Source organism: Niabella aquatica (assembly GCF_054779315.1).
Genome location: NZ_BAAGYM010000012.1, coordinates 38,930 through 63,224, shown reverse-complemented (window position 1 = coordinate 63,224; position 24,295 = coordinate 38,930). Strand labels below are relative to the sequence as shown.

Genomic DNA, 24,295 nt, shown 5'->3' with positions numbered 1-24,295 from the left:
TTAGATCCAATGAGTAATAAGATTTTGTTCCATCCAGGGCAGGCGGATGATACCAATGCTCCATGGGAGCTGTTGCAACAACATATCGTAAGCTTCCTGCTGAACCATCAGCTGCCACTCCCCTTTTTCTGACCGGGTGATCTTCCCCTCTCTTTGCAGGAATGAACTGCGCAGGCCCTCAACAGATGTATTGCCCAGCACTTTCCAATGTGCTATTACAGAACACAGCATTTCATCAGCTTCTGATTTTTCTGATACGCTTAATGCTGTCCCTGTCTCTACTGCATCCTGCAGCTCTAATCCGCATAATATTTTAGGAAGTACCAGTTCAAATTCAGCAGGGCGTTCTTTCCCGGTTGCCGCATAATAAATAAGATTTAAAGCACTGTCTGCACTTTTTATTCTTCCTTCAACAGCCAGTCCCGTACGTTCCAGTAAAGCAGGTAAAAACGGAGCAATGACCACTGTGCCTGCAAATGGCAGGTATATACCCTCACTGCTTATGGCATCTGTTTTGTTTTTTGCGGAAACATCAGCTTCGTTCCATCTGTTTGTTTCCATAGCAATTCGTATGGATGGCAAGGCCACTTCTTTTATCTTCTCTGCACCGGGTTTGTCTTTTGCAGAAATATCCTGATCCGGTATGATACCTTTTTGTTTTCGCTTCATAGCCGGATCAACCTGATAGGATCTTTGGATTTGTTGTACAGCGCCTGATGCCATACGGTGCTTCAAAATATGCAAGGGAAAGGATGTTTTTGTTATTGCCGGCTTTATATCATCCTGCTGCAGCCATTTGATTACAGCTTGCTGCAATAGTTTTTTGCTGTCATGCCTGTGGAGGATAGCCTGATCTATGAATATTTTTTTCCAATCTCTCACATCATATCTGTTATCGCCCCTCCAATCTTTTATTGCAGTAAGATCGTTCTCTATCTTCAGAATATCCGTAACGGGCATATCTGTCAGCCTGCTTATCAATTGTATTAAATCACTGTTGAAAAGCAGGCTGAAAAATCTTTTCAGGGCAGAAGACGTGTTCAGCTGCCCTATAATAACCCACAGGTCGTTAACGGGCGCCTGCTGTAACCAGTCAGCCAGCTGCGTTTTAAAATTCGCAGATATGCGCTTTGGCACATTCCAGGGCAGAATACCCGTTGTGAGGAAATGTGAAAGAATAGCTGTAAAGCTGTTCCATGTATGCCTTTCTGATACAGGCACGTCATCTCTATCCATTTCGTCGCTCCCTGTGTATTGCTTTAATTGTATTCCTATTTCATTAAGCAGAACAGGCAGCAGATCTTCCAGCCAGTTATCCTGCTGTTGCAGGTTCATCTCAATTTCCAGGCGATCAACATTAATAACCGTGTCCGTTCCGGCACCATACTTATTCAGCTCCTGCTCTAACCCCGGTACCCATTTTTGCTCCACCCACCGGTTAAAAGCCTGCTGTAAAGCTAATGGATCGCTGCTTCCATTGTACTGGAAGCTGATGATGTTCTTACCGATAATATGTGTACTTACTGGATCCATATCATTTATTTACCCCCTGTTGTCAGTCACCTCAATTTCCCTGCTTACAACTACATAACAACCGTTGGCATCAATACCAATGAAGTGAACATAAGGATTTTGCTGGGGATCAAGAGATATAACAGGATTCTTATCGGCAGACCAGGCAGGGCGCCCCTCCCTGAAATACCAGTAATAAGAATTAAATTCCGGGCTGACTTCAAAAGTGATATACCTTCCGTTCGTTCTTGTACCTTTTATTGATTCCACAGCCAGGAGCACTTTACAAAGCGCTTCTGCAGTGTTTTTACACTTATCCAGGCTCATACAACCGAACTTCGGAACCACTATTTTGTTCCGATCATCATAAGCTATCTCCACTCCTTCTTTACTGTATATGACATTCAGGTTATAGTCTGAGCTCAGGGTAAGCTTAATTTCCATCCTGATATCGTGACAAATAAATTTTTCGATGGATACTGACTGCGTTTCTTTATTATATGTAAAAACGGGTTCGCCATTGGCTGAAAAATGTGCGGGTACTTTACCACTTAATTCTGCACAGAGTTTTGTAAACAGCTCTTCAAAATTTTCAAAAGAAATACCATTATTATCCAGGATGGATCGAAATATATCTGTTACATCTATCTCTTCAGCAGTGCCTCCTTCGGCAGTTACCCGGATCACTGCCTTTTCAGTTTGCTGCTTCAAAGCATTGCTTTCAGCAGGCCTTTGGATCCATAAAATATAATTGCATTTTTCTGCAAGCCCATTACAGGGAAGATCGCATGGCTGACTGCATTCATGAGGCTGAATGGAAAAAACGGTTTCACTGCCGCTACTATCTTTTACAGATACCTGCCGCCCCTGTCCTGATGCTGTAGCAAGAGACACCGTGTTACCTTCAATTACATTGCCACCAACACTGTATGGCGCAACGCCGCCGGTAATGGTAATTAATACAGAGAAGTTATCGCCGCTTTCATCGCAGGATGGTTCGCTACCGGTAACTACTAATGGTTGAATGCACTCATGCGGGTCAATTATATATGAAGCATTTTGACCACTGCTGTCGCTGATGATAATAGTTTGTCCAGATCCGCTGGCTACCTGTATCACACCCTGATCTCCATCAATGGCCTTTCCATTTATTTGATAAGGTGCCTTACCTCCGCTGATTGTTAGGGTTACAGAGAAATTATTTCCGCTCTCATCGCACTGCGGATCACCGGCGGTAACAGATAAGGGAACCGGTGGCTCAGGAAACTGGTAAACAACCGGGGCACAATCAGAGCAGCAGATATAGGGCAAATAGAAATCGGCAATAATAGTACCATCGGTCAGCGCTTCGTTGTAGCTGATCGCTTCGGTTTCGGCCCGGCCTGCTTCCAGCCTTCTACCTGTTTCGGAGCGTCCTGTCACATTAATTTCTTCAAGCTTTCCCTTTTTAGCCAACGTTCTTTCGGAAAGCATGATCTGCACACCTTTCCTATTCTTTTCAGTAATTACTATTTCTCCTGAAAGGGCACCTCTCCTGCGGTCATAAATAACCGCTTCGAGCACTACCGGGAGAGCATCCACCCTGATCTCAAATTGTCCCTTACCATCCGCATTAACCGTATCATCATTGTCATCAACCGATAGCTGTGCAAAGGGAACCACTCTCTTCGCTGTGGTTATTACCGTTCCGCTTATTGTGAAAGGCCCTTTTACAACTTCTGCTCTTTGGCGCTGATGATAAACAAGCACCAAAGTCCCGCCAACAGGCACGCCGGCTTTATGCTGAAGTGCCGGATTTTTAGCTGCATAGTTACCGAAAAAGACATTGCGGTACATTTCTTCGCTTCTCCTTATAAACTCCTGGTAAATGGCGCGGAAGCTTCCTTTCTTACAGCTCAAGGCCACCTGGTCCAAGTGGTCTATCAGGTCTTCGGCCATATTCCGGTCATTCTCGGTAGAACGGGCATTTGCCATGACCTGTACGAGGTAATTGCGCAGCATGGTACTTTCGTATTCAATCCGCTCAAATAATACGATAAAGCTATTATAGGTTTCAATAAACCGGGAAAGCGTAATATGCACATCCATATAGGTTTTACCTGCATGGAGGTCTCTCATATAATCGCCGAGTATATCGCTGCCCACCATATACTCCTGTAGCAGGCGCCGTGCCGCTTTCATATTGTCGTCCAGGAACTCTATTGTCTGACCTATAATGGCCTCCCATTCGCGCTTTACAATAGCGTAGCTGGTTTCCAGGTCTTTGATGTAACATTCTTTAACAGCATCTTCCAGGTTATCCAGCTGCGGGTTGCCTGTACGTAAAACAATTACATCAAAAGGCAGCCGGTTCTGTTTTTTCTGGTTAAGGATATTTTGCAAAACCGTTTTATAGTTCTTGCCTATATGGCCTTCTACCCTTAAAAAATTATACGGTTCTATATCATATTTTAATGGATTCAGCACAGTATCCGGAACCGGTGGCGTATAGGAGGCTGCATTATAAGACAGGATCGTTGCTGCCTTTCCCTGCCTGCTTTTGACCGGGCTCCATAATTTATAGAGCACATCAGTACCGTTATTGATCTTATAATAGTAGGGAATGGCCTTTTCTGAAAGCATCTCTTTTCCAAGAATGGAGGGCGTTATACCAATACCATCATTCTGCGTAACCACAGGTGCCGGTATTAGCCTGTTGGTATAAATAGCAACAAGCCTCCTGAACAGGGTAGTTATTTCGCCAATATGATGTCTTTGATCAAACAACGGGGAATAAACGAAATGATGCCGCACCGGTTTATTGGGTATTGCTGCTGACGGGAATAAAATGCCGAGGAGCAAATGCCGCGGAAACAAGTCTGGTTCAGGAACGCAATTCATACAAAGCAGGGCCGAGCCTTTCGCGCATAGCTCTTTGTAGGCCTGCACCAGGTCTGAAAAAAAGTCGTAATAATACTGTATATGTATAGCCTGGGTAGCTGTTATATTTCCGTTATGTAAAAAAGCAAAGTCGGTGGCAATGCTGCTAAAAGGATCAGCGTTAAATCCATCTGCAATACAGGGCTGCGATTTTACGACATTGTACAACCCGGTTAATGCCGTCTTTACCTGGTTGATAAAAGTTGCAGACAATACATCCAGGTAGGCGTTAATAATATCTGCCGTGGTAACCGGGCTGGTATTGGGTATGTTCCACCGGGGTATGGAAAGCCCTGGCAACTCCTGGAAATTTTTAGCAGGAAGGCATTGAGCTGATTTATTAACCTTATCCAGCGATGCTTTATCAACCAGCAGGGGACGAACGGTTACAGTAACCCTCCCACCTTTATCATCGCAGGAATCCACGTTACAGTTTTTATTCTGCTCTTCCAGAAACTCGGCAAAAAGAAGCACTAACTTATCTGCCAGGAAATCTTTAGAAAGGGCTGTCGCATCAGGATCAGTAGCCACCTGCTTTAGCTCCCAAAGTGCCATATCCTGCGTACGTGTACCGGTTCCGCTCGTAAAAAAGCCATCGTAATATTTTGGCCGGAGCGCATTATAAGAAATAAAGCCTGTAAAAGTAGTTTCCTCGAAGTTAATAAGATATCCTGCAGAGGTAACGCCACATCCTTTACTGATAGTTACCGTGCTGCCGTTGGCAGGCGTAGTTACCTGCAAACCGCAAACAATGCCGATCCCGATCAGGTTGGTACGCGTGAGGCGGCCCTGCTCGTCAAGATATCCGAAAAGAAAATTAAGATCATCCGAAGTCAGAAGCTGATCGGGAACAAATTTTGGATACACTTTTTCGTCCGGAAACATATCGGTAATTTTTTGATGTTAAACAATAGTTTGATCCAGGTACACCCTGTTCTCCTCGTTGCCTTCTGCACAATCATGCAGGCTTGCCGGAGGATATACATTTTTCAGCCTGGTAAATACATGGAGCAATGCAACCAAACGCTGATGTAATTGAACTTTACCGGGTTTTGCTTTAGCCATCTCGGCGCGCCAGGCACAGTACACTGTTGTAAATTCGAGTAACTGTTTTTTGCTTACCCAGCAAATTTTAAGTCCCAGGTGCGCAGGTGCTTCTTTGCGGATGGTTTGTTCCGCAAACCGCCTGAAATCCATATCGCCCCCGGCCATGCCGTCCTCACCATTTACCACAACGGTAAACCTGAAGGAGTAAGGATCCTTATCGGTACAGGTTTCGCAGTTTTGGGAAAGGCAAACCGGCAGCAAGGGATCGCCCTGTGGCAAAACAAATTCAGGGAAATCATCGGCATATATCAGCAGGTCGTCTACATTCACACTATTACTGCCACTATAAAGAAGCGCTCCCAACTGCATCAGTTCATTTCTTGCCTGCTCGGCTTCATAAGGCGCATTAAAATGTTCTTTGCGGGTGGCGATTACTTCGCCGGTTTCGTCAATGAGATTGAGCACCCATTTTTTCTTTTTCCTGATCTGCCAGGATGGCTTGTAACGCATCAGCCGGACCACTTCCCTTATTTCTTTTTTGGCTTTTTCCAAAGCTATGGCGGCATCGCTATCAGTATAACGGGTACTGCTGCTCAAATAAATATGCCGTTGCGCATCAATAAAACGCCATCTCCTTTCGAAGATAACGCCATCTTCATCCTTCTCTTCATAGACCTCAAAAAACAAACTAAGGTTCTTTGTATTTCGCGGCCTCAGCAGCAAATGTTCTACCACGAAGAGCTTCTCGGTTTTTTTAATATATTCAGCAAATGCAATGATCTCATCACGGGCAGCAATGGCGCTTGTCTTTGTTGAAAAAGCCTGCTTGCGCGTGGCTATAATTTCCCCTTCGGTATTGAGCAGGTTAAGCACCCATTTTTTTTCTTTTTTCACCTGGTAAGAAGCTTCGTCTGTTATAAAGTCCATTACACTTGCTATTTCTTTCAGGGCTTTTTTCTGTGCTTCTTTAAAGTCCGTGTCATTATAGCGGGTGCTGCTGCTCAGGTAAATATTACCACCGGCATCTACCAGCCGCCAGCGGCGTTCATACAATTTGCCGTCTTCATCTTTTTCTTCATACAGCTCAAAATAATTAAGATAGCCCGAGTTATTCAGCCCCAATAAAAGCTCGATCCTTTTTTGAAGACCCGCAATATTGATATTGTTACATACCAGCGAGGGATCTTTATAATTCAGGCCCCGTCCGCGGTTAGCGCTCATAAAGGGATATTCCTTTATAAAATCTACTTTGCTTTTGATCAGCTCTGTTTCGGCAATAGCTTTACTGTTTGTATAACTATACAACATCAGGGCATAATCGTTGAACGACTCGGCAAACCTGGCCAGCAGGTGATCGAGGAAACGGTTGCGCCGGTCAAGAAAAGTAGCATTGGTTTCAGAAAGTTGTTGAAGCGCACCTGTTGTAATACCATTGTAAATATCACTGATGCCTTCTATTTCTGCATGCTCAATAAAACGGCTGAAATAAGAATGAATTATGGTATCGTTAACAGCAAAAAGGTCTTTAATATGAGATAATTGCGAAAGATAATTCACCAGTACCTGTTCAAAAAACATCAGGTAAGCTCTTAATTGCTTAGCCTGGGCTTTTCTTTGGGGCGCGGCAGCATCGGGCAGTCCTGTATAGCTAACCCCGTAAGTTTGAGGTAGACTATACTGTACAGGAAAATAGCTGTTCAGATCATAATAAGTACCCTCAGGCACGGGAAGGTCGTTTTGAGCAATCGGAAATTTTGGTTGGGCATTCTTCCCTTTTAATACCTGCAGGGTATCGTTCAGTTCAGAAATCACAGGGTGAAAAGGCAGCCCTCCCTGGTATATTACTATTTTAGATGCTTCTATGTATAAACGTGGTTGCTGATTGGCGCTTACCTTCAGCTGCCAGGGTTCCACAGGCGCCATAATCTTTCCTTCCTTATCGTAGCGCAATAAAGTAAAATTTCTGATACTTTTAATAAGGTTCCTTCCCGAGGTATCTTTAATATCCATCAAAAGATTGATGATATCTGATACATACAAAAATTTTTTAAGGCCCGATCTTTTTAATTCTTCATCTTTAATAAACCCGTTGGTAAGCGCCGGCCCATCGAAAACGGATTCCACAGCGGCCCCTTCATTCAGCAACTGCTGAAGGGAATAGAACCTGATATCAGGACTGAAATACTGGTCTATCAAATAATAAGCCTCTGCCAATACAGCCTCCCTGTCTGCCGATGCCTCTATTTCCATATCGGCGCATACCGCAATGTCCTCTACTTCAACCGCCTGAATGCTGCAAAAATCTTCGCATAGATTGCGGTGCGCGTGCAGCTTCATTTTAGTATCTGCAATGATCTTATCCGCCACCTTAATTTTTTCAAGGTAGCGTGGTATCATCCCGGCTTTGGAAATATTGCTTATCGTTTCTTTTAGCTTCTCTAAGGTGATGTATTGCCGCTCCGAACTTTTATACCACACTTTAACAGGAATATCTTCCAGCACCAATACTTCAGTAATGGTTGTGTCCGCTGGATCAGGAGCATATACAATGGCAAAAGTGGCAAATAATACATGCTTGATCCGGTTGGTAAGTTCATTAAGCGGTATATCGGTATCGTCCTGTTTGTTGCCTGAAATAAATAATACCGCTATTTCCCGGATAGTAGTACCGGCTTTCCTGATACCTTCATATTTCTCCCCGGCCTGTTGCAGCATTTGCCATGAAGGAAGGCGCATTTCAAGCGTTGCAGTTGTAAGCCTCTCACCTGCATAAAAATTGAAATGCTGCTTTACTTTTCCGCTGTTAAGATTACCCGATGTTTCATCATCTTCAAACTCTACCAGCACATCATACAATCCCTTTATAATAACCTGCTTTTCTTTGTCAACCGGTTCGTATTGCAGCACACTTTTTTCACAATTGGCATAAAGGTAAAGATCATTGCAGGGGCAGCTACGGCAATAGAGCCAGCCATTTTTAACACCGTCAATATCTATCAGCAGCCTTCTGAAATCGCTGATGGTCCAGGGGTTTACGGTAAGTATATTCCTGGCTGTAAAAAAAGCCTGTTCATCGTTGTTCATTATTTCTCCGGGAGGAGCCGCCAGCAGGTTTTCTATATCAAATGAAGTTCTGTAACCCAGATCAGTAATGGCATAACAAAGCGCTTCGAGCAGGGTAATACCCGGATCATGAATATTATAATCCGTCCATAACTTGCTGCCCAGTTGCTGTATATACACCATGCCCTTTTCGCGCAGCAGCTCATAATTGCAACTGCCCTGCAACACCGGGTCTTTTTGTATGGTAATACCTTCTGGCATTTATAAACAGGTTATTTTGTTCTATTATATAATTTAAAGCAGGTTCACGTCAACACATTTATCATCAGCCGCTGCTGTTACTATTGTGATCTTGTTAATGATATGCTTATCTGGCGGAGCTGAAACCAGGATGCTCCTTGCAGTGGAAGCTGTTATTTCTTCCCTGTCCTCGCTTTCTGTAACCATTCCCAATCCGGGATCAGGAATGGCTACAAACATCTTTACATCGGTTATATAATCTACATAATATTGCTCTTCTACAAAATTGATCAGCGCTGATTTGGTGATGGTTCCCCCAAAAGCTATATCTGTATCTGCATTGGTTGTCCATGGTGTTAGAAAGCCTGTAACAGCTTCTTTTAGCAGATTAGAGAAATAGGTAAAATCTTGGTAGCTGTCATACAACTTCAGCGAAAAGCTCAGCCTTATTTCCTCAAACTGCGGCTGGCTGGTTTTTACGGTAACAAAACAGGAAACCCGCTCTTTTATATAATTTTCGATTCTTGTAAGCAGATCCCGGTTCGTATAAGGTTTCAACGGGTTGGTATCGTTGCGGCCAGTAAGAACAGGAATCGTAACCAGCAGCACATGCCCCGGAGCTGACTCGTTATACACGTTCTTGCCTCCTGACTCCTTCACGCTGGTATGGCTTAAGCATTGCACCCTGTATATTTCGGGGAAAGCTTCTAATACAAGATGCTCATAATCCCAGATAGTAATGGCCCGGTTCTTATGGCGCAGCCGTTCGCTTGCTCTCATATAAAAATGAGATTCATCTTCCTGTGGCCGGCCGCCAAAAGAGGGATACGGCTGGTCTGCTTTTTTAACAGCCGCATCCGGCATTTTCAATTTAGATATAGTACCCGGCAGCAATGGGTTTTCCAGGAAATCGGCTGCATTATTTCCAGGCTGGAAACTTACCAGTGCAGCCTGCGCCTGAACAGACAGTATGGCACAAACCGCTTCGGATGCACCTGCTACAGCAGCCCTGACCCATATAAAACCCGAAGGCATTAAGGTATTGTCAGCTGACGCTTTTTCAGGTATAGCAAAGGAAATGATACCCGACTGCAAAAGACCTAATGTACCATCGCTTACCTCCTGCGGCTTGAAGGCTACCCAGTTATTATGACTCAGATAGCTCCAATGAATATGATCGGCAGGTTTTAATATAAGCGGATGCGCAGAACCTTCCAGTACCTGGAATAAAATATTTACAGACTGATTGGCCTCCAGGCTTTCAATACCTATATAAAACTCGCCCTGGTGTGACACTGTAACTGCATTTATCTCATCATAATGCCCAAACCGCGGGAGCAGATACACTGAACTTCCGGCATTATACTGCTGGTTTAGGTACTGGTGCTGCTCTGCTTCGCCAAAAGGATACATGTGGAAGAACAGTATTTCTTTTTGCTCAAAATTCAGCGCATTAACGGAAGCTATATCTACCGTTTGCCACGCGGTATAATCAGCGTATAACGATTTTATTTTCGGCGTATATGGCTCGTAGCGCTCTACAGTGATCGTATCGCTGATATCCGGGGTTTTTTCAATATAATACTTGGCAAGGTCCCTGATGTACTCACTATGCCCAAAACTCCCTTTTAGAGAAAGCCGGATAAACCCTTCGGTGGTAGCTGCATTGAGCGGCACATAATTATCGGGATAAGCCAGGCCACTATCGCTAAGGGAAAAAACCTCTCCGCTGGTATCAAAAATCTTAACCTTTGGTTGGATCCCGTCAAAAAGATTTACAGAGGCTGGCATATTACTGCTCTGCCAGGCGCCATCTTTTAAAATATGGGTTACAGCCTTTGGAGGAACAGGAACATTGGTGCTGCTGCTGTCGGTTATGTATTTTATTTTTGAGCTGTCGTCCGGAAGTTCTGCCCACTCTATATCTAATCTTAGCGCAAGATTTTTCTTACTAAAAATCTCTTTATGGCCCAGCACGAAACCGGCATCTTTTTTAGGCTGAGGTCCAAAGGGTAAAAATGGTTTTGAAGCATCTACAGGTCCATAGTCATTGGACAGTAAAAGATTTTTCAGGCCCAGTTGCTGATAGCTTTCCATAGCGCCTACTTCTACCCTAACTTCAATTTTAGTAACGGTTATATTCTTAAGCGATTCGTATTGGTAATCTGTTGAAAAATCCTGTACCAGGTATATTTTTAATAACGGAACCGCTACATTGTAAGTCCCGCCATGTATGGAAGCGTTATAGTTTACGATTGGAGGCACATCGCCTGCTAATGTAAAAGAGAGCCGGGCACATGGAGTAGTATTATCGGAAAACCGGGTACTGTCCGTAGCTGTAAACACCACATCTCCCGGCACCTGGAACCAACCCTTTTCTGTAGTAAGAAAACAAACTACTTTTTTATTATGCAGCTGCAGATAAGCAGCAGATGCAATGCTTACCATTACTTTTCTTTGTCCTTCATTAAGGTACAGGTAATGCGATGCAACAGCAAAACCTATTTGCGCCACGGGCATTTTAATGCCCTCAAAGCTGCCGTTTCCATACGATTTGTTTACAAACGGATGCCATTCCTTATAGGCACCTGAAAGCGCTTCTCCTAACCCATCCGCACTGTTGGTAACAGGAGAGGCAAAGATCCTTTTATCATTAAGTTGTTCGGGTAAAGACTCATCAGCGGCAGCGATGTATAAACTTTTTAAGGAATGTATTTTTGCTTTATTGAAAGTGGTAGCCCTATCCAGTGTATAAGTAACCTCTTTACCCTTGCTGTCTTTGCCGGCTTTTAATGCAGTTGCTTTTGTTAAAAGGTAGGATTCTATTTGTTTGGCCAGCTCAATGAGTACATGCACCTGATTAGGTTGTTCCGGCGCCGGTTTTAACCCCAACACTTTTTTATAATAAAAGTCAAGGTGCCTGCCTGTAATGGTATTGATGTGTTGCCGGGCATACCTGAACAGCTTTAAAAATGCAAGGAATAAAGCATAATGAGGCTGATGGCTATCCCAGTTATGAAGTGTTTGTTCAAACTCTGTATGGGCAGCGCTCACAAACCTGGATAATGCAAAAAGATATTGATCAAAGATACCTGTAAACAGGTTGTGGTGGGCGGCATATCGTACCTGGTGGTATTCATCATCACCTGGCTGGTTAATGAAAATGCTGTCGTCCCCGGCTATACTATCCCTGTAGGTTTTCCATGCCATGGAGCTGTCATCATGAATCCAGATAGCTTCAAGGTCCATGCGCCCGGTATCGTCAGTCATAAAAGCTGCTGCATTGATAACCGGCATACCCAAAACTTTCAGGCCACCTAAATCCGCTATAGATAAACCCGTAAGATGGGCTGCCTTATAATAACCCATCAGCCTCTTTAATGCAGGAGCAAGCTTACTTTTTATAAGATTGAGCAGGATATTCTTCAATAACAGGTTGTCGGGCAGCTTTGTATATTGGCTGTCTAATGCAAGGCATAAAGTGAACAATATGCTAAAGAGCTGATTCAGCCTTTTTTTCAGGGCCAAAATATCCGCATTATTGTCATCATCTCTTAAAAAATCAAATTCTTCCTTGATCCGTTGTTTGTAAGAATCAATATCCTGTATAACAATTGTTCCCAGGACAGCTGAAATATCTGAACCGAAAAATACTTTCCAGTTCCCCGCTACATCATTGTTCTCATCAAAATAATTCAGGAAGCCTGCAAATTCATGAGCAAATACGATCCAGTCCGCCTCGGTTCTTTCGTCAACCCCGGCATAGCCGGGCGCCAGGGCTTTTACAGATCTTTGAGCCCTGCCGGTTCCCCCATGCTGTAAAGGATGTTTATGCTCGTTACAGGCCATTAGCTTTACAGTGATTTATCTGTGGTTAAAAAATTAAGTTCTGTTCCTTCATGGATATAGTAGGGGAATACGAAATTGAAACGGGTATTGGTAGCCCTTACGATATATTCAATTTCTATCAAAACCTCTCCCTCCAGCTCACCGGTGGTATTCATAGCTATATCGGTTACCTCGATCCTGGGTTCAAAATAAAGTATAGCCGTTTTAATCTTGTCCTTAATGATCGTTTTCGTGGAGGTATTCAATGACTCAAAGATCATTTCATCCATATTACAGCCATATTTAGGCTGCATTACCCGCTCGCCAACCGCGGTAGTAAGCAGTATTTGCAGGCTCTTACGGATATCATCATTTTTTTCGGTAACCTCAACCCCCTGCAGCGAGCGGTTAAAGGCTGGGGGAAAACTCCATCCCTTTCCTAAAAAATCGTCCTGTTCAAAACCCTTGATCATATTTTTATGTTTAATTTATCAGCCGCCGATGGTTACCGTAGCACAACCCATAGTAATACTGCCTCCATGCGCTGTGCTATCTCCCTGCCTCGCTGCAGGCATACCGCCTATTAATACGGTGGTTGATCCCATTATAATGCTGTCCGGGGGACCAGTGCAAACCAGCATATCGCCCACTTTTGCAGCAGGCATTCCACCGATCATTACCGTAGCGCAGCCCGGTGGTAATACGGGTCCTCCTACATGAGGCACAGTACCTGTTACCATCGGGCAGCTGTGCATATCTCCTACTCTTGCGGCTAATGGCATATTAATATATTTATACGTTTCATTCTTAATACGTGTATAACATTTTTAAAGACCGCATATCTCCCGCTGGCAGGAGTATTCGCCGGCTGGCTGAAGGGTAGGAAAATCCTCCCCCGGCCTTCGGCCACCCCCTCCAGGAGGGGGACATTAATTCATCGTGTTATTATTGTTATCCATTCTGAATGTAAAAATGTTGTACACCCCAATTAATTGATCTGCACCATACTTCCCTTAACAATAGTAGTAGCGCCTGAAGAAAGCTCAGCTCCTGAGCTGCCTTCTACCTTTGTCTGGGCGCTGCCTTTTACATTGATATTGGTTCCTTCCATTTTAATATCACCGGAAGCTTTTAATATCACGTCCTTGATGCTCTCTATGGTGATACCCTCTTCATTCATCAATATTTTATTCCCGTTCTGATCTTCCAGTAAGATCTTCTTATCTTCTTCTGTAAGAATGATCTTGTTTCCCGCCGGGGTTTCTATGTTCAGACTTTTCTTATCATCGTTAAAAAGCCATTTCATCTTGCTGCGGCTCTGGTAGCCCTTTTCATGATTATCATCGCTGGCAGTTAAAGGCGCGGGCTTTGAACTGCTGTTTAACATACCTAATACAATACCATGACGGGGATCATTATTGATAAACCCCACAATAACCTCGTCTTCTATTTCGGGAAGAAAAAAAGTGCCCCTTTCATTACCGGCATCAAGCGTTGATACCCTGCACCAGGCACCTTCATCTTCTTTATGAATTACCGGAACTCGGACCAGGATGCGGTTTTCACCATCAGGATCATCCTGTAACTGTGTTACGATACCTATTTGCAACCCATTTATAGGCGGTATAACCGCCCCGGCCAATGGCTGCTGTATTTTATAAGTTTCAGCAAACCATCCGGGATCAATACCAAACTGGAAAACCGTTTGCCAGCTGCCTTCCTGTATTTCATGTCGCACACCGGTTACGTATAATTTTCCTTCGAACCTGTCTCCCACACCCTTTAGCTCTATCAGCTGCCCCGGGATTACAGCTGCCGTTCCATCGGTGCGCACACTGCCCCTTATCCTTGCCAGCTGGTGTTTCAGCATTTTCATATTCACCCAGGCCTGCAGCTCAGGCTCCTGCATTTTGACGCTGTTGACCAGGGTAAAGCCATCGTTTCCTGTAACTGCCGCCAGGTCTGAAGAAGAAAGGTTGCCAGCATGCGGTACACCGGATTCTTCCGCTTCTACGGTGTCCAGCAGTTCCTGGCCGGTATAATCCCAGCTGCTGCCTTTTATGTTTTTAAATTGTAGCCGTGCATCAATTTCGGCATCCAGGTCTAAAACCGTTGCACCATATTGTATAATTAATGCTGCATTGCCGCCAAACTGAGGTTTATCAATGGTTATTTTATTATCATTGGTCATACACAACAGTCCCAAAGCATCACAACGGGAAAGCATGAAATCCCAATCGGTACAATTGTACTGAACCATTTGCTGATGCTGCAGGCTGGTGACAGCTATCTGCTTGTCGATGCCATAATGGTCAATCAGCTCTTCCATGATGTCGCTGTCTTTTACATCTTTAAAGTAGCGGCTGTTACAGGTTACGGTCATTTTTACTGCCTTGTCCCGGCATTCAACTACCAGCACCGAGTTTTTCTTTCTTACCTTAATGCTATGTTTTATTACCACTCCTTTATAGATCGTTTCTTCATCTGACCGATACCCTGCCTTGATCTCTATTTCTTTCCCGGGCTCAAAATCAGGCTGGCTGCTTATATGAAAAGTTTGCTGCGAAGCTTCACCATCCAATAACATAATAGTTGCGGATGGCAGCCGGTTTACCTCTTTATTTATTATTACCGACAACACATGAAAAGCTTTTGAAACCGCCCTGCCACCGGAATAGATGGTGAAGGTAGCCACTGTTTTAGGTGCATCTGACGGTATGGTCCTTTCGTTCGGCATTATACACTTTCTCCTTTTTGAAGAGGTGGAAAAAATATTTCGCTGCCCGCTTCGAGGTTCCTGAAATTGCTGAGCTTATTTACTCTTGCCACTTCTAAATAATACCTGGAATGGCCATAAATTTTGTAGCACATCAGGGGTAAGGTATCGCCTTTACTTACCATCCGGTAATGCGTAAGATCCGGTGAGCGGTCGTTTTGCTGAATAACCCTTAGCTCCTCTTCTGTTGCCTGCTTTAATGTTACCTTACATATAGCCCTGAGCGGCGCTCCATCAGGATTAAAGAGCTTGTAAGTAATATTTAAACCTGAACAACGGCCTTTGAACAGATCGGTACCCCATACAAATTTGAAAAACCTGGGTTCGTGTGAATTACCATCATACTCCATCAGCAGCTTTTTGAACCCTTCTATATCCCTTGCAACATCTTCTTTCCACTTGCCATCAATTATGCCTGTGTTATCAAATAAAAATTCAAAAGCCATTTCCTCAGGGTACTTCACTTTAAATTGCTGGTGCCCGCCTGTGGTTCCCTGTCCCTGGGCATTTTCGAATTCATACTTGATATCGACCGTATAAGTCTCCGGATTGATCAATGCAGTATATGGATTATCCACACCCGCAATACTGGCCAGATGGCTATCTGCCATATCCACATGCGTGTAGGCATATATTTTCATCTTTACAAGCTCTCCGCGGGCTACCGATGTATCGGGTATAGATGCCATTAGCGCTCTTTTTTATTATTGATGAGTTCCATTACCTGTTCTACACATTGACTGATAAGCGATTCTTTTTCTCCATCTTTCCTGCTATCAGATGACGGTTGCCCGGATGATGCACCCTGTGGCTGGTTGACAGTTACTTTTATATGAAGCTCTCTAATTTCCAGCGGCATATTAATCAGTTAAGCAAGGGTGAAATAACTATAGCTCAGATCCAGCGTTTCTACCACGATGGAGTTCTCCTGTGCATTAAGGTCGCTGACACTCCATTTTTTAGGCCAGGCATTATAGATATTCCAGGCACGCAAGGGCTCATGTTTTTCGTTGAGTAAGGTTACAATAATGTGAGCCGGAGAAAATTTACGGTTTTGGAAAGCATCCTGGCACCATTTGATCACTTCCGAATCTTTCAGCATTCCTCTTTTTAAGGACAGATCGGGGTACTTGGTCCTTACCGGTAATTTATGTTCAAACCTGTTTTCCCCTCCTTCTTTAAAAGTTTCGGTATCGTACTCTACACTTAACCCGGAAACAGATTGAAATCGGGTATCATTATTATTGCCGATCTGTACAAATTCTACCTTAAAATGAAAACCAACGGGAGGGTAGTAGCCCCCTGCTCCTGTTTCAGCCATAGCTATCCTATTTGATTATTACTAACACTTACTTCACCAGGCTCAGCCCTTCATGCGCCAGTTCCAGGGTTTCGATAGCTACTTCGTTACCATCGGCCTTCAGATCGCTGGCCTGTATTTTAACAGGAAAAGCATTTTTGGCTTTCCAGCTCATTACCGGTTCATGCGTTTCGTTAAGCAGGCTGATCACAATATCCCTGCGCTCCACCGTATTCATGCTGATACTGTTCATCCAGTCGTAAAACTCATTATCATTAGCTATATTTCCACGTTTCAGGGTGATATTGCTGAATTTCTGTAGCCCCGGCATCTTGATCTTATGAAATTCAGGGCTGCTGCCTTCACGGTATTCAATAGCCTCGCTTTGTATGTCAAGGCCTGTAACTTCGGTAAAGCCAACGCGGCTGCCGCCCCATTGCACCTGGAAATGAAATTTTGGTATTGGATATGTTGCCATCGTATTAATTTTTTGCTTTTAAATGTAAAGGGTTTAATGAGCTCAGCTTTCGGCCAGCTTGTGAGAGAAACGAAGGATAATGAACTCGGCCGGGCGAACTACAGCCATGCCTATTTCTACTATCATACGGCCTTCCAGGATGTCGAGCGCCGTCATGGTTTTGCCTAATCCCACGGCAACATAAAAAGCATGTTCCGGCTTGGCGCCCTGAAGCGCGCCCTGCCTCCATAAGGTGATCAGGAAGTTTTCGATCATGCCCTGCACTTTTACCCAGGTATTGGCATCGTTGGGCTCAAACACAAAAGGCTCTGTAGATTTTTTGCAGCTTTCTTCTACCATATTGAAAAATCGCCGAACGCTTACATAGCGCCATTCATTATCGTTCCCCGCCAGTGTTCTGGCACCAAAAACCAATGTACCTTTCCCTGTAAAGGCACGGATGGCGTTGACAGATTTGCCGGCTACCGCGTCTACATTTAAACTATCCAGCTGAGATGCCGTAAAAATGGTAACAGGACTTATTACATTATTAAGACTCACATTTGCCGGGGCTTTCCATACCCCCCGCGTGCGGTCTACCGAAGCATAAACACCCGCTACCGCTCCGCTTGGAGGCATCACCGTCATAGTATTGCCTGCACCACTGATTATATTCTTATACACAGGAAAAGAAAGCGCCAGCGAATCATCGAGCGTTTTGGCATTAGCAACGGCAGCGTTGACAATTAAATTGATATAGGCGGTATTGATCTCGTCAAACAGGGGCTGCAATAAATTTACTGCCGCTATGCGCCTGTTTTCATCACTTGTTTCATCAATATCGGTTGAAAGAACAGCCGCAGAAGCCTGAGGCCATGAGGCAGCAGTGATCATAGCACCAAAGGAAGTTGCCGCATACGTGGGAATACCATCGTCTGCTTCAAGATTCAGGGCCACCACTTCGGCAAAAACAGGATCAAAATTGGAAGTAATCTTAGCAGTCAGCTTCTCCTTAAAGTCAGCGTTGGACAATCCACCAGGAGCTGCCACACTTATATAATCGTCTATCCGCTTTCCGATGCTTAAAACAAAATCGAACAGCGCCTGCAAATTACTATCTGTATTCCCGTCAATGGCATTGAAAGCGGCCAGCAACGCACCGAACTTATCGGCTAATACGCCATTGGGAGGATTCAGCAGGTTGGTTTTATCTGTGATCAATTTCAGGTCATCATAAGCCTGGTTTAATCCGGTAATACTGCCTTTGATATCAGCATCAGTTGTTAAACCATCCAGGCTTACCGCTATACCGGCCCTTTTGATCTTATCCTTCACATCTGTAAAGCGTATATTTTTGGGAAGGGCCACTTTTAACCAGGGCGTATATACGGCGCCATAACGCAGGTTATTGATGCTGATATTATTACGGAATTTGGTTCCAAGCGGGTCGTTTTGCTTCACATCGAACAAGCCTACCCTATCCTGTAAATTGGAGCACTGCCGCAGCGCAGCCTGCTGTACCGCTCCAAAATCGGTATCATTTAATCCAACAGCGTCAGGAAACAGCAGGATGGTAGGCTCATCCTCTTTTTCCAGCTCTGTCATACCCGAAGTAAAATCGCCTAGGCTAATCGTTGTTTCCGGTAAACTCTTCCCTATAGAAACAATATAGCAATCACCGCCGCCATTTGCATAAAACATGCGTAACGCATCATACATAAAGAACCTATTGCCCACTTTTGCGGAAACAAAATTGTTATTGCTGTCCACGTTTATCTCGGCAATATCGGGCGCCGGCCCACCACCGAAATAAAGCTCAAATTCTACGAGGGAAGTAATGCGTTTGGGTCTTTTATAAAATTCCTCAACGCCATCGGTTGATCTTTGCGTGTAGCCTATGAATGCGGGCAGAGCAGTTTCTACCTGGGCTACAGATGGTGGCAGTTTCGGAATTTCCTCCACATATACACCGGGTGTCTTGTACGTAGTTGCCATATTTACAGGTTTATAAGTTTAATAATTCAAATACATATTGCAATAATAACTGCCGTTTTCGCGGCTGAGGGTACCGGGTCTTGTAAAATCGGGCTGTGGCGCTACCGGGGTGATACCATTAAGCGGGGCCGATAACAGTAACTCAAAAATGCTGGTCTCATCTTTTTGTTTGATGAATATTGGTTGTTCAGAAACAAAATACTCTTTCGGTCCGGAAGCCGGATAAGGCTTAAAGGGTAGCACCACCGGATCATGCGCGTCTTTTACCCGTATATCATCTATTTTTTTAAGAGATGATATATATTTCCAGTAAGCCGTCCTGTTTGCAAAATGTAATGTGTAATGAACCTGCCGCAGCAAACCGGGTTCCGCTCTCTCTTTCCAGAATTCCATATCGGGTGGCGGAGTTCCCGAGATTGCAGCTATACACTGGTACATTTTATTCCCCGCTGCTACAAGCTGTCCAGGCGTATAGCTAATTGCATTATCATATTCCGGTGCCGGTTTATAAAATGAAAACAGGCTGGAACTGTCTAAATGGGAAAACAATTCGAGTACTCCTATATGGCCACTGCCGATAAAGGCTTCGTCTATCCACACAAGAAATGCACCTTCATTTATTTTAACAAGATATTTTCCAGGTGGTATTCCCCTTAAGTCAACCTGTACCTGGTCAACATCGCTTTCAAACTTCATGCGCTGTGTTTTCAATACCTTATTATATATACCAGAGCTTTGATCAACGCCCCATACAGAAACTCTGAAATCAGCTGCCGGTACCGGTGCTTTATAATTCAGTATCTGCCCGCTCCTGTTTATCATATCTGTCTCAGATACAAATTGGTTTTTCCCCCTCGCAGCCCAAAAGCCGGTTGCAGTATCGTTTCCGGTGGTGGATCTGATACACTCAAAAACATCGCCCGAAGCAGTACTGGCAAAATCGCCGGGGTCATAAACGGCAGCATTATCATAAGTACTTATTGCCCGCGAAAGATTTAAGTTTGCGTCAGCACCGTTCTGATACAGATTGGTAAAATAAAAACGCCGGGACTGCAGTGCTTCCAGGTTAATACTGGTATAATTGAGAAATGCCGGGTTCTTCAGATTGATATAAAATATCAGTGATCCGGAAAGGTTTACAGGGGCAACAGGCAAACCGGAAGCTTCAGTTTCTGTAAATATGATCAGCTGATGACCGAACATTTTATATTGCAGGCGTGCATTTTTCAAAATAGCCCGGGTAGGCTCCGATGGGATTATATCAAGATCAGGACAGAACCCATCCTGGAAGTATTCATTTAAAACCTGAACGCTGCATAATATCTTATAGCGGCTGGTCATGAGGACGTAACTGTTTTAACCCGGTCGTTAATTTGAATTTCTTTGATAAGCGCTCCTTCTGAAAGGGTGGCTCCTTCATCTATTACTACCTGTCTTACCTTATACATAACAGATGGCAGGTATTTACCGCCCAGTACACCCCATAAGTGATTCAACTGTTCAAAGGAAATGGTGTGCATATTCAGCATCAGCTTTTCTATTTTTGGGTCGAGCTCAGGACTTGTAGCCGCATCAAAAACAGACCGGTGCTGAAAGAACTGGATAATCAGCGATAACCTGCGCAACCCATCTTCATAATTGGCCTGTGTGGTATTTACAGCAAACAAAACATACAGGTTGAGGTGTATTTTAGGGTTCCTGTACACAATACCATTGCTGTTGCGTGTAAACTTTTCCTGCTGCTTGTATGTATTATCTTCCTCAACATTTATCAGCGATACCACAGTTTTCCCGGCTAACAGACTTCCATCATCCCCGCCGTCAAAAGCTTTGGCAATATTTCCACATATTACTTTTTCCAGAGAGGGATTACCCAGCTTCTGATTGAAATAACTATTCAGCTCTTTTTTCAAAAAAGAAATTGCTTCCTGGATCATCACTAAATAAAATCCACCCGCATTATTACTGAACTACAGCAAACGCAATAACCTTTTCTTTCGCTAATAATATAATCTGAAGCTGGTGTCAGGTATAATAGCTGGGCTTTGGGTAATTAAAATATTATAAATTATATGCTAATAACCGGTGTTTGTTATCTGAATCGAATTTAGAGTATATTGATGCTGTTACCAAAAATACTTCTCATATCGGCCATCACTAAATCGAGCGATGGCCGATAATATGATGTTATCCCGGTATTCATTTTTAAAAAAATAGGGCAAGTTATTACTTACGGTAAATACTGGAATAGTTATTGCCTTTATTTAAGAAGGTAACCTTTTTTTAAACTTTTAAATTATTTAATTATGCTCAGGTGGTCTATCATTTTTTTAATTGTGGCAATAGTTGCGGCAGTATTTGGTTTCGGTGGTGTGGCTTCAACTGCAGCTGGTATCGCAAAAGTGTTATTCTTTATATTTCTGGTTTTATTTGTTATTTCCCTTTTATTTGGCCGGCGCTCCTGAACACGCCGGTTTAGCAGCAGTATTTGCTCTTATTAAAGAAGATGAGAACGTACCTGTTCACTTTCCCTTTTTTAAAGAAGACTGGCGTATTATTAATTCTGAATTGATGATGACAGTATTGATCTGGTCGAGTTTGCTGATCCCTTTAATATGGTTGATTAGGGTTCTTGCAGCCACCTCTCCCATTTGATTACCAGGATAATTGACAGTGGTTAGTGAAGGTTCTATTAGGTGAGCAATGGCATCATTATTAAATCCTACTACAGCTATGTCTCCAGGAACGGCGATGTTATGCTGTTTTAGCGTTTTTATAAATGCAGCAGCAACAAAATCGTTTGTAATAAAAGCGCCATCTGGTATCTGTTTTTGCTTCAAAAGCTTGTGCGCTGCGTCGATACCTGCTTTTTCACTCAGGTCATCCACGATTACTATAGTTTCATCTAATGTCAGACCGTTATCTGTAAGTGCATCTTTGTATCCCCGGTACCGCTCGGCATACACATTCCTGGTCAGGTTGGAGGTAATATGAGCAATACGTTTACAGCCCTGTTCAATCAGGTGTTTGGTAGCTTCGTATCCGCATTTATAGTTATCGATTACAACAACTGTATTGTCATTACCTTTTTCTACCCGGTCAAAAAATACTACGGGCACTCCTTTTTTCCTGAACTGTAAAAAATGATCATATTTTTTAGTATCGAACGATAAAGCTGCAATCAGTCCGTCTACTCGTTTATTAAAAAGGTTTTTGGCATTAGCTACCTCTTTCTCATAGCTTTCGGAAGAATGCGCAATGATCAGATCATATCCTTCTTCTGTTGTTACTTTTTCTACACCCAATAAAACTGAATTGGCAAAATTACTGTTCAGTTCATGGATCATAAAGCCGATCGTTTTAGTTTCCTGGGTACGGAGACTACGGGCGAAGTGGTTGGTACGATAACCCATTTTTTCGGCCAGCTCAAAAATTTTCTTTTTGGTTTTCTTACTTACAACCGGATCATCTTTCAGCGCGCGGCTAACAGTGGCCACAGATATATTTAGCTCATTGGCGAGGTCGTATATCGTTATTTCTTTTCCCTTAGGCATAAACCATTTAATAATTAGACCGGGTAAAAATACCAAAAAGCTTTACTATTACCTTAGGCAGCTATCAAATATTTAATTTTTAAGAGCTGTCTGTAACACAAACGGCACAGGAATGTATTATAGCGTCAGCTGCCTTTCCAGCATTCTTTTCCAATTGTTATACAATTCTTCGTAGAGGTCGGTTTGTACCGGCTGTATAATGCTCAGCACCTCACGCTTTTGAAAAGCTTCCGAAGAGTGCTTAAAATAGCCCGATCCGATGCCTGCACCTAGCGCAGCACCTACGCTTCCGTCGCAGTTATACAACTCTACCGGAACATTGGTGGCATTTACAAAAGCTTCACTAAAAACATTACTTAAAAACATATTGGCCTTGCCGGCACGTATCACTGATGGGCGCATGCCATTACTGCGCATGATGTCCAGCCCGTACCTGAAAGCAAAGGCAATTCCTTCCTGTGCAGCCCGTAATATATGGGCATTACTGTGCTTGTTCAGATCAATATGATAAAGATGTGCCCCTACAATTTTATTGTTCAGCATACGCTCTGCACCATTACCAAAAGGCAATACATTCAATCCATCGCAGCCCGGCTTTATGCCAGATGCCAGCTCGTTCATTTCGGGGTATGAAATAGCACCACTTAAGTTTTTAACCCACCGGTTAAGAATACCGGTACCGTTAATACACAGCAGCACCCCTACGCGAGTGAGCTCATTGCTGTAATTAACATGCGCAAAGCTATTAACACGGCTTTGAGGATCGTAAGTAAGCGCATCACTCACTCCATAAATGACCCCTGAGGTACCGGCAGTTGCTGCTACATCCCCGGGCTCCAGCACATTTAGGGAAAGTGCATTATTAGGCTGATCCCCGGCTTTATAGGAAACCGGTATGCCTCCTTTAAGAGAAAGCTCATCTGCTACAGCCTGAGACAGCCTGCCATGATCTTCAAAAACCGTTTTTATTTCAGGGATAATAAGATTATCAAAACCGAAATATTGCATTACTTCCTGCGAAATGGCATTTTTTGAGAAATCCCAGAAGATACCTTCTGATAATGCTGAAGGCGTTGTGGTAATATGACCGGTGAGGCGCTGAGCTATAAAATCGCCCGGTAGCATCACTTTATCAATCTTTTCAAAAATATCCGGCTCGTTTTCCTTAACCCATGCCAGTTTGGCTGCTGTAAAATTACCGGGGGCGTTTAAAAGGTGCTGAAGGCATTGGTCTGTACCTATCGACTCAAAAGCCCTGTTACCATAAGGTACAGCACGACTGTCGCACCAGATGATACTGTTGCGGAGCACATTGCCTTCTTTGTCTAACAGCACCAACCCGTGCATCTGGTATGATATGCCGATGGCACCGATATCGTTCTTATTATATGTACCTGTATGGTGCGCCTTTTTTATAGCTTCTTTTACATCATTCCACCAGCGCTCCGGCGATTGCTCGGCCCAGCCTGGTTGGAGCGATATGATCTCTCTTTCAGTTTCAGGGTACTGGGCCGAAGCCACCGTTTGCTGCGTAGCCCCATCTACTACCGAAACCTTAACAGATGATGTTCCGACATCTATACCTAGCAGTAGCATTACTTTTC

General features: G+C 43.7%; 17 protein-coding genes. 1 reads left to right on the top strand and 16 read right to left on the bottom strand.

The features are described 5' to 3' along the window. The 14 genes from ACYVBM_RS11025 to ACYVBM_RS10960 all read right to left on the bottom strand — a co-directional run bounded on the left by ACYVBM_RS11025 (position 1) and on the right by ACYVBM_RS10960 (position 21,074). Positions 1-1,533: a contractile injection system tape measure protein gene (locus tag ACYVBM_RS11025; protein WP_460685710.1), complete on the bottom strand. Its 1,533-nt coding sequence runs from the start codon at positions 1,531-1,533 to the stop codon at positions 1-3. Between the two features lie 9 nt (positions 1,534-1,542). Further along, the gene (locus ACYVBM_RS11020) at positions 1,543-5,316 is read right to left on the bottom strand and encodes a hypothetical protein (protein ID WP_460685709.1); all 3,774 of its coding nucleotides are present in this window, start codon (positions 5,314-5,316) and stop codon (positions 1,543-1,545) included. 18 nt (positions 5,317-5,334) lie between these two features. After that, a complete protein-coding gene (locus ACYVBM_RS11015; protein ID WP_460685708.1) occupies positions 5,335-8,802 on the bottom strand; it encodes a hypothetical protein in 3,468 nt (1,155 codons plus the stop codon). A 33-nt stretch (positions 8,803-8,835) separates the two neighbouring features. Beyond that, positions 8,836-12,630 carry a hypothetical protein gene (locus ACYVBM_RS11010; protein WP_460685707.1) on the bottom strand — a complete coding sequence of 1,265 codons (3,795 nt, stop codon included), beginning with the start codon at positions 12,628-12,630 and terminating at the stop codon, positions 8,836-8,838. 5 nt (positions 12,631-12,635) lie between these two features. Beyond that, positions 12,636-13,082: a GPW/gp25 family protein gene (locus ACYVBM_RS11005; protein WP_460685706.1), complete on the bottom strand. Its 447-nt coding sequence runs from the start codon at positions 13,080-13,082 to the stop codon at positions 12,636-12,638. Between the two features lie 18 nt (positions 13,083-13,100). After that, positions 13,101-13,391, bottom strand: a complete 291-nt coding sequence (locus tag ACYVBM_RS11000; protein ID WP_460685705.1) for a PAAR domain-containing protein — start codon at positions 13,389-13,391, stop codon at positions 13,101-13,103. Between the two features lie 206 nt (positions 13,392-13,597). After that, positions 13,598-15,346 carry a type VI secretion system tip protein VgrG gene (gene vgrG, locus ACYVBM_RS10995; RefSeq protein ID WP_460685704.1) on the bottom strand — a complete coding sequence of 583 codons (1,749 nt, stop codon included), beginning with the start codon at positions 15,344-15,346 and terminating at the stop codon, positions 13,598-13,600. Continuing rightward, positions 15,346-16,074 (bottom strand): CIS tube protein, encoded by a 729-nt coding sequence (locus ACYVBM_RS10990; protein ID WP_460685703.1) that lies wholly within the window; start codon positions 16,072-16,074, stop codon positions 15,346-15,348. Before ACYVBM_RS10990 ends, vgrG begins: the two co-directional genes overlap by 1 nt. Beyond that, positions 16,074-16,244 carry a DUF5908 family protein gene (locus ACYVBM_RS10985; protein ID WP_460685702.1) on the bottom strand — a complete coding sequence of 57 codons (171 nt, stop codon included), beginning with the start codon at positions 16,242-16,244 and terminating at the stop codon, positions 16,074-16,076. Before ACYVBM_RS10985 ends, ACYVBM_RS10990 begins: the two co-directional genes overlap by 1 nt. A 9-nt stretch (positions 16,245-16,253) precedes the next feature. Beyond that, positions 16,254-16,706, bottom strand: a complete 453-nt coding sequence (locus ACYVBM_RS10980; RefSeq protein ID WP_460685701.1) for a phage tail protein — start codon at positions 16,704-16,706, stop codon at positions 16,254-16,256. 28 nt (positions 16,707-16,734) lie between these two features. Next, positions 16,735-17,163, bottom strand: a complete 429-nt coding sequence (locus tag ACYVBM_RS10975; protein WP_460685700.1) for a phage tail protein — start codon at positions 17,161-17,163, stop codon at positions 16,735-16,737. A 42-nt stretch (positions 17,164-17,205) separates the two neighbouring features. Then, positions 17,206-19,137 carry a phage tail sheath family protein gene (locus ACYVBM_RS10970; protein ID WP_460685699.1) on the bottom strand — a complete coding sequence of 644 codons (1,932 nt, stop codon included), beginning with the start codon at positions 19,135-19,137 and terminating at the stop codon, positions 17,206-17,208. An 18-nt stretch (positions 19,138-19,155) separates the two neighbouring features. Then, positions 19,156-20,478: a hypothetical protein gene (locus tag ACYVBM_RS10965; protein ID WP_460685698.1), complete on the bottom strand. Its 1,323-nt coding sequence runs from the start codon at positions 20,476-20,478 to the stop codon at positions 19,156-19,158. After that, complete coding sequence (locus tag ACYVBM_RS10960) at positions 20,475-21,074, bottom strand: Pvc16 family protein (RefSeq protein ID WP_460685697.1); 600 nt, start codon at positions 21,072-21,074, stop codon at positions 20,475-20,477. The genes ACYVBM_RS10965 and ACYVBM_RS10960 overlap by 4 nt, the downstream gene beginning before the upstream one ends. Before the next feature lie 369 nt (positions 21,075-21,443). Between ACYVBM_RS10960 and ACYVBM_RS10955 the strand changes: the two genes are divergently transcribed. Beyond that, the gene (locus ACYVBM_RS10955) at positions 21,444-21,602 is read left to right on the top strand and encodes a DUF1328 domain-containing protein (RefSeq protein WP_460685696.1); all 159 of its coding nucleotides are present in this window, start codon (positions 21,444-21,446) and stop codon (positions 21,600-21,602) included. Positions 21,603-21,659: 57 nt separating this feature from the next. Here ACYVBM_RS10955 and ACYVBM_RS10950 read toward each other — a convergent pair whose 3' ends face one another. Continuing rightward, the gene (locus ACYVBM_RS10950; RefSeq protein ID WP_460685695.1) at positions 21,660-22,691 is read right to left on the bottom strand and encodes a LacI family DNA-binding transcriptional regulator; all 1,032 of its coding nucleotides are present in this window, start codon (positions 22,689-22,691) and stop codon (positions 21,660-21,662) included. 117 nt (positions 22,692-22,808) lie between these two features. Further along, on the bottom strand, positions 22,809-24,287 hold the full coding sequence (locus ACYVBM_RS10945; protein WP_460685694.1) for a xylulokinase: 1,479 nt from the start codon (positions 24,285-24,287) through the stop codon (positions 22,809-22,811). Positions 24,288-24,295: the final 8 nt, after the last annotated feature.